Here is a 13,248-nt window from a genome sequence, read left to right as displayed (position 1 = left end):
GCTCGATCCGGGAGGAATTCCGTCCGAATGAAAGCATCACGACTGGTCGTGGCCGTCACCATGGGGGGCTCGCTGCTGCTGGCGGGCTGCGGCGGTGGCCAGGGAAGCGGCCCGGGGGGCCAGGACAGTGCCGGGGACGAGCGTACGATCAAGGCCTTCGACGTCAATCCGCAGCCGCGCGAGAAGGTCAAGGACGGCGGGACGCTGCGCTGGGGCATCAACGAGTTCCCCTCGCAGTGGAACCGGAACCATGTGGACGGCAACCTGGCGATGGCCGCGGTGATCAGCAACGCGCTGCTGCCCTCGCCGTTCACCTCCAACGAGAAGGCCGAGATCTCGGTGGACCGCAACTACGTGGTCAGCGCCGAGGTGAGCGATCAGCGGCCCAAGCAGGTGGTGACGTACACGCTGAACCCGAAGGCCAGATGGTCCGACGGCAGGCCGATCACCTGGGCCGACTACCAGGCGCAGTGGCAGGCGCTGAGCGGGGGCGAGCCCGACTTCCACATCGTCTCCTCCACCGGCTACCAGGACATCGAGAAGGTGGCGCGGGGCAGGAACGACCATGAGGTGGTGGTGACGTTCCGCAAGCCGTTCGGGGACTGGCAGGCGTTGTTCGGGCCGCTGCTGCCGGCCGCGACCAACCGTGACGCGCAGGCGTTCAACACCGCCTGGGTGAACAAGATCCCGGTGACGGCGGGGCCGTTCAAGTTCGGCGGGTTCGACCAGACGGCCAAGACGATCACCCTGGTACGCGACGACGCGTGGTGGGGCAACCGGGCCAAACTGGACAAGATCATTTATCGGTCGTCCGAGCAGGACTCGCTGATCGGCGCGTTCAGCAACGGCGAGCTCGACGTGATCGACATCGGGACGTCCGCGCCGGACTACGCGCGGGCCAGGTCCACCCCCAACGCCCAGGTACGGCAGGCCGCCGGCCCCGACTTCCGGCACTTCACCTTCAACGGCTCCAGCGAACTGCTCAAGGACCAGCGCGTACGCCAGGCCATCCAGCTCGGCATCAACCGCCAGGCCATCGCGCAGTCGGACCTGCAGGGCCTGGACTGGCCGATCGCGCTGCTGAACAACCACTTCTTCATGAACACGCAGGAGGGCTACCAGGACAACGCCGGAGCTCTCGGCGTCTACGACCCGGAGAAGGCCAAGCAACTGCTGGACGCGGCCGGGTGGCGGCTGAACGGGTCCGTCAGGCAGAAGGACGGCAAGCCCCTCGACCTGCGGTTCCTGGTGCCGTCCGGGGTGCAGATCAGCAAGGCGGAGGGTGAGCTGGCGCAGAGCATGCTCGCCCAGATCGGCGTCAAGATCACCCTCAAGGCCGTGCCGAGTGACGACTTCTTCACCAAGTACGTGATCCCGGGGAACTTCGATCTCACGCCGTTCGCCTACATCGGCACGCCCTTCCCGGTCTCCAGCAGCTACGGGATCTACGCCAACGCCGCCAACGGCAAGAGCTGGAACGCGAACTTCGGGCGTACCGGGTCTCCGGCCATCGACCAGGCACTGAGCCGGGCCGCGCAGAGCCTGGACCCGGTGCGGGCCCGCACCGCCACGAACGCCGCCGACCAGCTCATCTGGCAGGAGGTCAACGTGTTGCCGCTCTACCAGCGGCCGCAGATGGTGGCCGTACGGAAGGAACTGGCGAACGTGGGCGCGCGCGGCTTCTACGACCTGCGCTACGAGGACATCGGCTTCACCACCGGCTGAACTTTCGGGCGCGGGGTGTAGGAATGGGCGGGTGAGCACCAAGCTGACCTGGCCGCAGATCCTGTCCTGGCGCCTGCGCCGCCAGTTCGTGAGCGAGGCGGACGGGCCCGGCGCGGTGGCCGTGGCCCGGCGGCTGTGCGGGGTGCAGGCCCAGGTGGCCTCCTCCGCCCGGCTGGTGGTGGCGGTCAGGAGCGCCGGGCCGGATCCCGGGGAGATCGACCGGGCCCTGTGGGAGGAGCGCACGCTGGTCAAGACGTGGATCATGCGCGGCACCCTGCATCTGCTCCCCGCCGACCAACTTGCCGACTACTGCGCCGCGCTGAGCACGTTGCGCTTCTGGGAGAAGGGCTCCTGGCAGCGCGGCCACGGCGAGCGAGATCGGGGCGATCATCGAGGTGGTGCCCGCCGTGCTCGGCGAGCGGGCCCGCTGCTGGCGCTGACCGAGCACCTCGACACCCTCGCGGCCACCGCGCCCTCGGCCGCCGTTCACCTGCTGCCGGGCTTCGATCAGTACATCCTGGCCGCGCCGCGCGGGCTCGCCGCGCTGATCCCGCCGGAGCTCAAGGCCAAGGTCAGCCGGCAGGCAGGGTGGATCTCCCCCGTGGTCGTCCACGAGGGGCGGGTGGCGGGCGTGTGGGAGGCCAAGGGTGGTGATCTCACCCTCGACCTGGCCGCGCCGGTGCCGCGGGCGGCGCTCGACGCTGCGGTCGCCCGCATGCTCGCTCTAGGCTGAGGCGGCGGCCACCACGCGGTCGACGATGCCCTTGTTGCCCTCCTCGCGGGCGCAGTGGGCGCAGCAGTACCAGTGCTCGCCGGACTGCACGCCATGTCCGATGACCTTGGTGCCGCAGTGCTCGCAGATGGGCGCCATCGCCTCGATCGCGCACTGGAAGCAGTCGAAGGTGTGCACCGCTCCCTGCGCATGCACCTCGAACGCCATGTCGTAGTCGTTGCCACAAGTTTCGCAGACAGCCATGGTGATCCCCTTTCAGCCGGGGGATACCCGGTTCCGTGGTCTCTTCTCCCCAAACAACCACCATATTCAGGTGCTGTGAAGCAGCCACCACTTCGTGGGGTAGCCCTGTCCCGGCCGCTCGAAGGCTGCTTGGGGGCAGCCCTGTCCCGGCCGCTCGAAGGCTGCTTGGGGGCAGCCCCGTCACGGCCGCTCGAACGCGGAGCGCGCGACCAGGGGCAGGCCCAGCGGCCCGAGCGCGGCCAGGGCGGCGGGCAGGCCGAATTTCCTGCTTGATGGCGGGCAGCAGGGCCGACCACGAACCCCAGAAGACGGCCCACACCGCGATCAGCGGCATCTTTCAGCACCCCTTTCCTCGCCTATAACCCTCCGCGGGAAGACCGGGATAATTGTCAGGACCGATCCGGGGTAAGGGTCTGGTCCGAACCTTTTTCGCAGTGACTGTCACATCGAAACGGGCTGTCCCGTCCTGCTGGTGTTACTGCGAAACCATGGAGGTTCTCATGACCCAGCGGATCAACGTCGCCCAGCACGTACCGGACGTCTACCGCCACTACCTGGCGGTGGAGAAACTGCTGCTCGACAGCGAGTTGCCCACCAGCACCCTCGAACTCGTCAAGCTGCGCGCCAGCCAGATCAACGGCTGTGGCTACTGCGTGGACATGCACAGCCGCGACATGAAGAAGGCCGGTGAGAGCGACGAGCGGCTGTGGTCGGTGGCGGCCTGGCGCGACACCACGGTGTTCACGCCCGCGGAGCGGGCCGCGCTGGCGCTGACGGAGGAGGCGACCAGGCTGGCCGACCGGGCGGTCGTGTCCGACGAGGTGTGGCAGGGCGCGGCCGAGCACTACAACGACAAGCAACTCTCGCTGCTCGTCGTGGCGATCGCGATGATCAACGCCTGGAACAGGATCAACGTCACCGCGCGGATCACGCCGGGGACGTGAGCTTCGGTAGAAATGCGTTGAGCGGGCGGGGGTGCCCGGATTAAGTTGGCGCGCATGGCGGACCGCAAGCGTTCGCCATGCCGACGCCAAACAGCGGAGGCGAACATACGGGGAGAAGGAGAGCGGGACGCGCTTCGAGAGGGGGAAGATCATGAAACGCGTCAGAGTCACCAAGCCGGCCAGGCGGCGCAGCCGGTCGGCGGAGCTGGATCTGCGGTCACCAGCGGGGCGCAGGCTTCCCTATTGACTTACTCCTTACAGCCAACTTACGGGGGAATCTGTAAATAACATAGGTAACAGGATTATCACGGGGGGCTTACGATGAAGAGGCTTGTGGCAGTGCCGCCACATGTTGCCAGGCACAAGATCCGCGACATTCGTTCGGCCGATCGCCGCCACAAGCCGCCCGCCGACCCCAACGTGGTCGACCTGCGCGCCTACACCGGCAGGAATGTCATCCGCTTTCCCGGCGGACCCACTCCTGCCGCCTGAGATCCGGGCCGCCATCGCGACAGCCGGGACGCCTGGGGTCCGGGCCACCGCATCGCGACGGCCCGGCCGGGTGCCGCTCAGCCGTACAGGCGCTTGGCGTACGTCTCGCCGTAGTAGCTTTCGAGTTGTTCGACGCTCTCTTCCACCTTCTGCACCTCTTTGACCAGCCGGGCGTGCGACGGCAGGCCGTCGGAGCCCCACTCCTCCGGCTTCCACAGGGACGAGCGCAGGAACGCCTTGGCGCAGTGGAAGAAGATCTGCTCGATCTCGACGACCAGGGCGAGGTGCGGGCGGTGACCCTTGACGATCATCTCATCGAAGAACGGCGCCTCGCGGACCAGCCGCGCCCGGCCGTTGATGCGCAGGGTCTCGTTGCGCCGCGGGATCAGGAAGATCAGCCCGACGTGCGGGTTGCGCAGGATGTTGAGGAAACCGTCCGCCCTGCGGTTGCCGGGACGGTCCGGGATCGCGATCGTGGTGTCGTCGATGACGTGCACGAAACCGGCCGGGTCGCCCTTGGGTGACACGTCGCAGTTGCCGTCGGCGTCGGAGGTGGCGATCAGGCAGAACGGCGAGGCCGCCAGCCAGTCGCGGTCGCGTTCGTGCAGCCGCGGGCGTTCCTTGGACACCGCCCTCGGCATCACCTCGCCGAGCAGTTCGCGCAGCTCGTCCTCGGATCCGATCTCGGCCCAGCTCATGTGCTCTCCCTTCGGGGGTCAAAGGGAATTTTGCCAGGAACCGTTCCGACGGCCCTCGCCGCCCCGGCCTGGTTCACCAGCGGCGTGCGTGGGCCATCACGCCGAGGTAGGCATCGCGTTCCAGCGCGAACCTGCGCGGATCGATGCCCTGCCGCTCCGCCCGTACGTGCAGCATGGTCAGCTCGGTCGCCGCCTGCTGGTAGTCGCTCATGGCCCGGCCCAGGCCCGCGCCCCTGGCCCACTTGCGGGCCGCCTTGCGGGCGGACAGCGTGCTGAGCATCCGCAGGTCGGTCTCGCTGACCAGCCCGGTGGGGCCGTAGGCGGGCAGGAAGTAGCCCATCCTGGCGACGAGGTGGCGGCGTTCGAGCACGGTCACGACGATGATCAGGATCAGCGCGGCCATGATCACCAGGTAGGCGGCGCCGAGCCAGGACAGCGAGCCCGTGGTGGCGGCGCCGTTCCAGAGGGCGTGCAGGAAGACCGCGCCCAGGTAGCCGATCGGGATCGCGGCGTACCTGGCGGCGTTGGTGCGGGTGAGCGCGTACGCGACGCCGATGCCGATCAGGGAGGTGTAGATCGGGTGGCCGAGCGGGTCGATCAGCCCCCGCACCACGAAGAGCTGGACCGCCGCGCCCGCGCCGTCCTCGCCGAACGCGAGCAGGTAGTAGCCGACGTTCTCCACGGCGGCGAAGCCGAGGCCGGTCATGGAGGCGTACACGATGCCGTCTGTAAGGCCGTCGATCTCCATCCGCCGGCGCAGGAGCAGCAGCAGGGCCGAGCCCTTGAGCGCCTCCTCGATCACCGGCGCCAGGATGACGACGCCGATGTTCTCGACGGCGGCGCTGGCGTACCCGGCCCTGGTGAACAGCTCCTGGCCGAGGAGCGTCAGCGCGATGCCCGCCGCGATGGCCACCCCCGCGCCCCACGCGAAGGCGAAGGCGAGGTGCAGCTTCGGCTCGGGTTCGAGCCTGTCGAGCGACAGTACGGCCGCGAGCAGCACCGGCAGGGGCGCCACGGCCAGCAACGCGGACAGGCCGAACCCGACGGGACCGCCGGAGAGCAGCATGACCGCCAGCAGCACCAGCGCCAGGACGCCGGAGACGACGAGTCCGATCAGCAGGGCCTTGCTGGGGCGCTGGGCGAGCAACGGAGCAGTCATTGTGGTGCCTCTCTTCCCGTTGGCTCCGCCTACTATGCGCCGGGCGCGTCTACGCGCACTTAACGGCCACTTGATTCGCGATAGTACGGATCCGTCACGACGGGCTCACCGTTCGTGTACGAGTACACCTCCCGGCCGGAGATGAACACCCGCAGCGCCCGGCTCATGACGTCCAGCGGGTCGCCCGACCAGATGACCACGTCGCCGTCGAGCCCGGCCCGCAGCGCGCCCACCCGGTCGTCGAGCCCCATGATGCGGGCCGGGACCGTGGTGATCGAGCGCAGCGCCGCGGCCGGGTCCAGCCCTTCCTTGACCGCCAGCGTGGCCTGGTGGACCAGGAAGTGGATGGGCACGACGGGATGGTCAGTGGTGATCGCCACCTCGACGCCCGCCCGGTCCAGGATGCCCGGGTTGCGCAGCGAGCGCTGCCGCAGCTCCACCTTCGACCTGGTGGTGAACAGCGGGCCGATGATGACCGGCACCTCGCGCTCGGCCAGGGTGTCGGCCAGCAGGTGGCCCTCGGTGCCGTGGTTGATCACGAGCCGGTAGCCGAACTCGTCCGCCAGCCTGAGCGCGGTGGCGATGTCGTCGGCGCGGTGGGTGTGCTGGCACCAGGGCAGCTCGCCGTCCAGCACGCGGACCAGGATCTCCAGCGTGCCGTCGCGGTCGAACGGCGTGCCCTCGGAGGCCGCGTGCTCCTTCGCGGCCTTGTAGTCCTGGGCCCTGGTGAACGCGTCCCGGATGACCGCGGCCACGCCCTGCCTGGTGGAGGGCAGTTTCTTCTGGTCGCCGTAGACGCGCTTGGGGTTCTCACCGAGCGCGCTCTTGACGCTCACCGGCTCCTTCAGCAACATCTCGTCCACGGATCTGCCCCAGCACTTGACCGCGACGGTCTGGCCGCCGATCGGGTTGCCGGAGCCGGGCTTGACCACCGCGGTGGTGACCCCGCCTGACAGCGCGTCGGCGAAGCCCAGGTCAGCCGGGTTGATGGCGTCGAGCGCGCGCAGCCTCGCGCCGTTGGGGTCGGTCATCTCGTTGGTGTCCTGGCCGGCCCAGCCCTCGGCCTCCTCGTACACGCCCATGTGGCCGTGGGCCTCCACGAAGCCGGGCAGCACCCAGCCGCCCGCGGCGTCCACGACGGGGGTTCCCTCGGGCACGGCCACGTCCCGGCCCACCGCGGTGATCTTCCCGTCCTGGATGAGAACGGTTCCGCCGTCGATGGGGTCGCCGTCGACCGGTACGACATATCCGCTGGTAATGGCAAGATTCATGACTTGTAACCTACCGGTGAGGGGGTAGTGGGCCAGGATGATGGTCAACCTCTACAGACGATGGCTGCTCGAACTCTGGAACGGCGACTTCGACGCGGCGTACGAACTGGTCACCCCCGACTTCGTTGGCCACTGGCCCGGCAGGGAGGTTTCGGGGCCCGATGGGCTGGCCGAGGTCATTCGGCAGGGGCACGAGCCGTTCGAGCAGGTCAAGGTCACCCTGGACGTGGGGCCGATCGTGGACGGCGACCTGGTTTCCGCCCGGTGGACGTTCAGCGGGGCGTACCGGGGCGGGATCCCGGGCGCGACGGCGGCGAAGGGGACCGAGATCGCGTTCAGCGGACACGACATCCTGCGAGCTCAGGACGGGAGATTCGCCGAATACTGGGTGATCTCGGATGCTCAGACGTTCATGAGGTCTCTCGGTATAGGGTGATATCTCCGATTTTTTCTCTCTTTAGGGTGGTCCATGTCGGAGAGTTACGGCCCCGGCGCGGGCCCCGCGCCGGAGTCGCTGGGCGAGGAGGAACTGTCCAATCTGCTGGCCGCCCAGCGTTTCGGCGCCCTGGCGACCCTCAAGGGCAACGGCCACCCGCACCTGTCCACCGTCCTGTACTCCTGGGACCCGGAGCAGCGCGTCGTGCGGATCTCGACGGTCGCCGACCGGCTCAAGGTACGCCAGCTGCAGAAGGACCCGCGCTCCTCCCTCTACGTGGCCAGCGACGACTTCTGGTCCTTCGCCGTGGCCGAGGGCCAGGCGGAACTGTCACCGGTGAGCGCCGAACCCGGCGACGAGGTGGGCAAGGAACTCCTCGCCATGCAACGCCCCGCCGCCGACCTCCCAGAAGATCCTTTCGCCGACGATCAGGCTTTCCTGCGGCAGATGGTGACCGACCGGCGGCTGGTGATCAGGCTCAGAGTGTCGCGCCTGTACGGGACCGCGCTGCCCGTCGGATAGCGCCCGTCAGAATGTCGCGACCTTACGGGACCGCACTGCCTGCCGCATAGCACCGTCACAATGGCGCGCCTGCACCAGACCGCACTGCCCGTCGGATGGCGCGGCGCCGGTTGTAGGCCACGGTCGAGATCACGACGAGGACGAGCGCCAGGGCGATGCCCGCCGACCAGCGCATGGCCGTCACCTGGTGCCCTCCCTCGGCGACGGCGAAGAACACCGCCCCGATCACGGCCACGCCGCCCGCCCCCGCGAACTGCTGGGCCGTACTCAGGATGCCGGAGCCGATGCCCGCCTGGTGCGGGGCCACCTCGACCAGCGCCGCCCCGATGAGCTGCGGCAGAACCAGACCGTTCCCCGCTCCGACGAGGACGAGCGCGGCGACGACGTACGGCACCCCGCCGCCCGCCCCGTCCGTGACCGCCGGCAGCCCGCCACCCGGCCCGGTCATGACCGCCAGCAGCCCTCCGCCCGGCCCGGTCACGGCCACCAGCAGCCCGAGGCCGAGCGCCGTGATCGTCCCGCCGATCAGGACGACCACCAGGCCATACCTTCTGACCAGGCTCGTCCCCAGCAGCGACGTGAGCGTGAACGACACGCCCATCGGCGCGAACACCAGCCCCGCCTGGACGGCCGTGAGCCCCATCCCGCCCTGCAACAGCAGCGTCAGCGTGAACATGAACGAGGCGAAGTAGGCCATGAACGCCACGATCGACGCCAGCCCCGCCTGGTAGGAGTGCACCTTGAGCAGATCCAGGTCGAGCACCGGCTGACCACCGCGCGCCCTGAGCACCCGCTGCCAGCGCCAGGTCAGCGCGAACACCGGAACGGCCGCCACCATACAGACCCATGCCCAGACCGGCCAGCCCAGACTGTTACCCAGCCCAAGCGGCACCAGCACAAGCGCCAGCGCGACAGCCAGCCCAGCCGCACCCACCAAATCCAAACCGGGCCGCTGGGCCATCTCGGCTTCAGCTCCGGGCACCAGCCGAGCCGCCTCAGCTTCGGACCCGGACACCAGCCGAGCCGCCTCAACCTTGGACCCGTCTGCTGCCCGGGCCCAAGGCTGAGACGGCTCGGGCAGCAGACGGGCCGCCAGCGGTGCCAGCACCAGGCCGACGGGCAGGTTGACGAGAAAGATCGCCCGCCAGCCGAGCCCCAGCACATCGGCACTCAACAGCAGCCCGCCAAGCACCTGACCGGCGATGGACCCCAGACCCCCGGCGGCTCCGTACCAGCCGAGAGCGCGTCCCCGCTCCTCCGGCGGAAAGCCGGCCGAAATCGTGGCCAGCACCTGCGGCACCATAACGGCACCGGCCAGTCCCTGAAGCAGGCGGGCGGCTACGAGCTGAGCCGGGTTCGCGGCAATCCCACACAGCAGCGAAGCAACCGTGAACGCGACAACACCCCAGACAAACAACCGCCGGTACCCATAGCGGTCACCCAGCCGACCACCAGTGATCATGCCTGCGGCGTAGGTGAAGGCGTAACCGGCCACGATCAGTTCCAGAGCGGCGGGGCCGGCGTCCAGGTCACGTTCGATGGAGGGCGCGGCCACGTTGACCACAAAGAAGTCGAACTGCGCCATGAACCATGCCGAAAGCAGCACAGCCAGCATCCCGCCATATTTCATAACGGACAGGCTAAAAGCGCCCCACCCGCACTCTCACACCACCCCACCCCCAACCCCCTTTCACCCACCCTCAACTCCACAAACACCCACCACCATCACCAAACACCCCTGCCACATCCACCACTCCCACCCCCGTTGAAACCCAACCCTTATTCACCACTCACCGTCTCCACCTCAGAACCCAAGCCCCGCTCCACCCTCAGGGCCCCAAGCCCGCTCCACCTCAGAACCCAAGCCCCGCTCCACCCTCAGGGCCCCAAGCCCGCTCCGCATCCAGAGCCCCAAGCCCCGCTCCGCATCCAGAGCCCAAGCTCCGCTCCGCATCCAGAGCCCAAGCTCCGCTCCGCCGCAGGGCACCAAGCCCGCTTCGCCTCAAGCCCCCTCCGCCTCAAGCCCCCTCCGCCTCAAGCCCCCTCCGCCTCAAGCCCCCTCCGCCTCAAGCCCCCTCCGCCTCAAGCCCTTTCCACCGGAGGGCCTCTCCACCGCAGGGCCCCAAGCCCGCTTCGCCTCCAGAGCCCAAGCCCCGCTCCGCCTCCCCACTCCCCAAACCCCGCCGCCTACCCGACCCAGTGCCGAGCCTCTCCCCCGCCAACGCTCCTGCCCACGAAGCCCCGCTCACGACTCCCGCTCGCCAATCCCCACTCCACCGGTCCGCCTCCCACTCCGCATCCATCTCACCGTCCCACCTCCCAAGCCCCCATCCGCCGCTCCCCCTCCCCGAGCCTCGAACCCGCTCAGCGCTCCCCCTCCCCGAGCCCGGGTATTGCTCCTTCCTCCTCTCCGCGCCCCTCCTCACTCGCCACGCACCACGTTCCACTCCACTTACCGAGATGGCCCCTCGGTGCAGGAGGGCCGCGAACCGGCCCCTCAGATGTGCTCCATCACGATCACTCCGCTAGTGTCCCGATCTAGGGCGGTGAAGACGTGGGGCGCGTCACCCGGGTAGGACAGATAGTCGCCGGGCGCCAGTTCGACCGGCTCATCCACGGGACCCGCCAGCGCCCGACCCGCACCGATGACCAGATGTTCGACCGTGCCCGGCGAATGCGGCTCGGAACGCCGCGACTCTCCCGGTTGGGCCTCGATCCGGTAGAGATCGCGCCGGGCCCCAGGCGGGCTGGAGGCCAGCAGCGTCGCGGCATAGTCGGCCTGACCTGAGCGAGCGACCTCCCCCTCACCGGCCCGAATCAGCCGTACGAGGGGGCGCGGCGGATCAACCAACCGGCTGAACGGCACCCCGAGCGCGACGCCGAGGGCCCAGAGCGTCTCCAGACTCGGATTGCCGGTGCCCGATTCGAGCTGGGACAGCGTGGACTTGGCCAGCCCCGAACGCTTCGAGAGGTCCGTCAGCGACATCCCGGCACGGTCACGCTCCCGCCGAATCGCCGCCGCTATCCGATCAAAGGGAGGTCTGTCGCCAGCCACTGTTCGCTCCACAAGTCGTTCCGTTCGATTTGACGAACACTCGTTCGCCGTCCATTATAACGGCCAAGCGTTCCGATATGGCGAACAGGAGGAAGGCGCATGCACAACCCATCTGAGCGGCCCCAACCGCCCACAAGCGTCGAACGCTCAGCGGCAACGACCACACCACCACCCACCGCCAAGAAGCAACACCTCAGGGCAGCGAACCCGCAACCACCAAGCATCGCGAGGAACGGAAACTGCTCACCTGCCCGAGACCAGCCCTCGGTCGAAGGAAGACGACACGCCCGCCACCGCTCCCCACATCCGGCAGCGAGACAGCGCTTCTGGCGTACAGCCACAACGGGAGGAAAGGCGACAACGACGCCAGAAACAAGAACAACGAGAACGGCACGAACCGCTCACACCACCCGAACCACCCACAACGCCGTAACCGCCGGCACCTCCACGACCTCCACGACCGCCACGACCGCGACGGCAGCGACGGCAGCGACGGCAGCGACGGCAGCGACGGCACGAACCCAAGCACACCCGTATCCCCGACCCCAACCCCCGAGGCCCAAGTTGTCACCTCCGCAAAGCATGAAACACCTGGGAATCCTTGCGCACAGCACCGAAGGCGCGGCGCTGAGCTTCCTGTCCTTCTGTCAGGAGGGCTTCCAACGTCTGGGCGAGCATGACCATCCCGACGTGACCCTCGATTACATCCCCTTCGGCCGCAGCATGCCTGCCTGGGACACCGGCGATCACGACGCGGTACGTAAGACCCTCGCCGTGAGCGTGGACCGACTGGCCCGAGCAGGCGCGGATTTCTTCATCTGCCCCGACAACACCGCCCACCTGGCACTAGGCCGCCCCGGTCCAGCCCTCGCCCTGCCCGGCCTGCACATCGCCGAGGTGGTCGCCGAACAGGCCGCCCGCGACGGCCGCACACGCGTAGGCGTGCTGGGCACCTCCTACACGATGGACGGCCCCCTCTACCCACGCGCCCTCGGCTCCCATGGGATCGCCGCAGAGATACCGGACCCGGAAGACCGCCGGCTGATCAACGAGATCATCTTCAGCGAACTGGTCAACGGCATCTTCACCGCAGAGTCACGCGCCGCCTACGTAGAGATCATCAAGCGCCTGGCCGCCCGAGGCTGCGACGCCGTCGCCCTCGTCTGCACCGAAATTCCCCTCTTGATCAAGCCCGCAGACTCACCACTGCCCACCCTCGACTCCACCCGCCTCCTATCAACCGCCGCCTACGACGTAGCAACCGGCCTACGCCCCTTCCCTACCTGGTACGGCGGCTCCCCTACCACCCCATAACCACAGCTCAAACGTCCCCGCCCTCACTCGCCGCTCCCCACCCACGACCCGTGGCCACGACCCACGGTGTATGCCCCACGACCCACGACCCGTGACCACGACCCACGGGGTATGCCCCACGACCCACGACCTACAGGAGGCGAACACGGTGACGGTGGCCAGCGGGGCGGAGGGTGCTGAGACAAGGACGCTCTCTTCGGTGAACAGGGGTATGGGCGGGCGGCAACTGGGTGTCCGGTCACAGCATCATGGACACCGCGTTCTTCGAGTCCCGCCGTCCCGAGCAAGTGGTTTCCATCGGGTACGGGATCCGGTTCCCCGAATGGCCATACTACTTTTCCATCATCGCGATGTTATGGCCTTTGGTCGTGTTTCCGCTGGCCGCACACCTCTCGTCGCCGTCACCGTATACATCGGGTCTTTTTCCTGTGGAACGTTCGATTGATCTCCCGTCGCAGCTAGAAAGCGCACGACCAGGTCAGGCAGCCGCGTGCCACGGTGCGGGGGGCCGTCGGGACGACGACCTTGCCGGGCCGGGATTCTGGTGATTTTCTGCCCCTGTAATCGGTAAGCCCATTCTTTCGCTACCGGTATCTCCACGGGGGAGGTTCCAGCGATGTCCGCCAAAAGTCGATGTCGTCATGCCCGCATTAAAA

At 68.2% G+C, this 13,248-nt stretch carries 13 protein-coding genes; 7 read left to right on the top strand and 6 right to left on the bottom strand.

Translation table 11 applies throughout. The features are described 5' to 3' along the window. Positions 1-27 precede the first annotated feature (27 nt). Together AB0I81_RS38135 and AB0I81_RS38130 are read left to right on the top strand one after the other, a co-directional pair. Positions 28-1,725, top strand: coding sequence for an ABC transporter family substrate-binding protein (locus AB0I81_RS38135; protein WP_360667369.1), 1,698 nt, complete (start codon positions 28-30; stop codon positions 1,723-1,725). 31 nt (positions 1,726-1,756) lie between these two features. Next, positions 1,757-2,458: a crosslink repair DNA glycosylase YcaQ family protein gene (locus AB0I81_RS38130; RefSeq protein ID WP_360667366.1), complete on the top strand. Its 702-nt coding sequence runs from the start codon at positions 1,757-1,759 to the stop codon at positions 2,456-2,458. On the opposite strand, the gene AB0I81_RS38125 is transcribed toward AB0I81_RS38130, so the two are convergent. Further along, on the bottom strand, positions 2,450-2,701 hold the full coding sequence (locus AB0I81_RS38125; RefSeq protein WP_360667363.1) for a hypothetical protein: 252 nt from the start codon (positions 2,699-2,701) through the stop codon (positions 2,450-2,452). The genes AB0I81_RS38130 and AB0I81_RS38125 overlap by 9 nt on opposite strands. A gap of 500 nt (positions 2,702-3,201) precedes the next feature. Here AB0I81_RS38125 and AB0I81_RS38120 point away from each other — a divergent pair, with 500 nt between their 5' ends. Both AB0I81_RS38120 and AB0I81_RS38115 read left to right on the top strand, forming a co-directional pair. Then, complete coding sequence (locus tag AB0I81_RS38120) at positions 3,202-3,645, top strand: carboxymuconolactone decarboxylase family protein (RefSeq protein WP_360667360.1); 444 nt, start codon at positions 3,202-3,204, stop codon at positions 3,643-3,645. A 339-nt stretch (positions 3,646-3,984) separates the two neighbouring features. Then, on the top strand, positions 3,985-4,137 hold the full coding sequence (locus tag AB0I81_RS38115) for a hypothetical protein (protein WP_360667357.1): 153 nt from the start codon (positions 3,985-3,987) through the stop codon (positions 4,135-4,137). Positions 4,138-4,214: 77 nt separating this feature from the next. On the opposite strand, the gene AB0I81_RS38110 is transcribed toward AB0I81_RS38115, so the two are convergent. From AB0I81_RS38110 to AB0I81_RS38100, 3 genes are all read right to left on the bottom strand, one after another. Beyond that, positions 4,215-4,835: a pyridoxamine 5'-phosphate oxidase family protein gene (locus tag AB0I81_RS38110; RefSeq protein ID WP_360667354.1), complete on the bottom strand. Its 621-nt coding sequence runs from the start codon at positions 4,833-4,835 to the stop codon at positions 4,215-4,217. A 73-nt stretch (positions 4,836-4,908) separates the two neighbouring features. After that, the gene (locus tag AB0I81_RS38105; RefSeq protein WP_360667352.1) at positions 4,909-5,994 is read right to left on the bottom strand and encodes a PrsW family intramembrane metalloprotease; all 1,086 of its coding nucleotides are present in this window, start codon (positions 5,992-5,994) and stop codon (positions 4,909-4,911) included. Positions 5,995-6,053: 59 nt separating this feature from the next. Then, on the bottom strand, positions 6,054-7,265 hold the full coding sequence (locus AB0I81_RS38100) for an amidohydrolase (protein ID WP_360667349.1): 1,212 nt from the start codon (positions 7,263-7,265) through the stop codon (positions 6,054-6,056). 37 nt (positions 7,266-7,302) lie between these two features. Between AB0I81_RS38100 and AB0I81_RS38095 the strand changes: the two genes are divergently transcribed. Both AB0I81_RS38095 and AB0I81_RS38090 read left to right on the top strand, forming a co-directional pair. Further along, complete coding sequence (locus AB0I81_RS38095; RefSeq protein WP_360667346.1) at positions 7,303-7,701, top strand: ester cyclase; 399 nt, start codon at positions 7,303-7,305, stop codon at positions 7,699-7,701. A 33-nt stretch (positions 7,702-7,734) separates the two neighbouring features. Next, positions 7,735-8,223, top strand: coding sequence for a TIGR03618 family F420-dependent PPOX class oxidoreductase (locus AB0I81_RS38090; protein ID WP_360667344.1), 489 nt, complete (start codon positions 7,735-7,737; stop codon positions 8,221-8,223). Between the two features lie 55 nt (positions 8,224-8,278). Here AB0I81_RS38090 and AB0I81_RS38085 read toward each other — a convergent pair whose 3' ends face one another. Continuing rightward, positions 8,279-9,853 carry an MFS transporter gene (locus tag AB0I81_RS38085; RefSeq protein ID WP_360667340.1) on the bottom strand — a complete coding sequence of 525 codons (1,575 nt, stop codon included), beginning with the start codon at positions 9,851-9,853 and terminating at the stop codon, positions 8,279-8,281. An 867-nt stretch (positions 9,854-10,720) separates the two neighbouring features. Further along, positions 10,721-11,278, bottom strand: coding sequence for an XRE family transcriptional regulator (locus AB0I81_RS38080; RefSeq protein WP_360667337.1), 558 nt, complete (start codon positions 11,276-11,278; stop codon positions 10,721-10,723). A gap of 582 nt (positions 11,279-11,860) precedes the next feature. On the opposite strand from AB0I81_RS38080, the gene AB0I81_RS38075 reads away from it, so the two are divergent. Further along, positions 11,861-12,592 carry an amino acid racemase gene (locus AB0I81_RS38075; protein WP_360667334.1) on the top strand — a complete coding sequence of 244 codons (732 nt, stop codon included), beginning with the start codon at positions 11,861-11,863 and terminating at the stop codon, positions 12,590-12,592. Positions 12,593-13,248: the final 656 nt, after the last annotated feature.

Source organism: Nonomuraea sp. NPDC050404 (assembly GCF_040655495.1).
Lineage (GTDB): Bacteria > Actinomycetota > Actinomycetes > Streptosporangiales > Streptosporangiaceae > Nonomuraea.
Note: the sequence above shows the minus strand (reverse complement) of the source record. Positions and strands in the feature narration are given on the sequence as shown.

What these genes read in the sequence shown, in the direction of transcription:
- AB0I81_RS38100 (WP_360667349.1), bottom strand. Translation starts at nt 7,265, where the DNA reads ATGAATCTTGCCATTACCAGCGGATATGTCGTACCGGTCGACGGCGAC.
- AB0I81_RS38110 (WP_360667354.1), bottom strand. Translation starts at nt 4,835, where the DNA reads ATGAGCTGGGCCGAGATCGGATCCGAGGACGAGCTGCGCGAACTGCTC.
- AB0I81_RS38090 (WP_360667344.1), top strand. Translation starts at nt 7,735, where the DNA reads ATGTCGGAGAGTTACGGCCCCGGCGCGGGCCCCGCGCCGGAGTCGCTG.
- AB0I81_RS38105 (WP_360667352.1), bottom strand. Translation starts at nt 5,994, where the DNA reads ATGACTGCTCCGTTGCTCGCCCAGCGCCCCAGCAAGGCCCTGCTGATC.
- AB0I81_RS38085 (WP_360667340.1), bottom strand. Translation starts at nt 9,853, where the DNA reads ATGAAATATGGCGGGATGCTGGCTGTGCTGCTTTCGGCATGGTTCATG.
- AB0I81_RS38135 (WP_360667369.1), top strand. Translation starts at nt 28, where the DNA reads ATGAAAGCATCACGACTGGTCGTGGCCGTCACCATGGGGGGCTCGCTG.
- AB0I81_RS38075 (WP_360667334.1), top strand. Translation starts at nt 11,861, where the DNA reads ATGAAACACCTGGGAATCCTTGCGCACAGCACCGAAGGCGCGGCGCTG.
- AB0I81_RS38125 (WP_360667363.1), bottom strand. Translation starts at nt 2,701, where the DNA reads ATGGCTGTCTGCGAAACTTGTGGCAACGACTACGACATGGCGTTCGAG.
- AB0I81_RS38095 (WP_360667346.1), top strand. Translation starts at nt 7,303, where the DNA reads ATGATGGTCAACCTCTACAGACGATGGCTGCTCGAACTCTGGAACGGC.
- AB0I81_RS38120 (WP_360667360.1), top strand. Translation starts at nt 3,202, where the DNA reads ATGACCCAGCGGATCAACGTCGCCCAGCACGTACCGGACGTCTACCGC.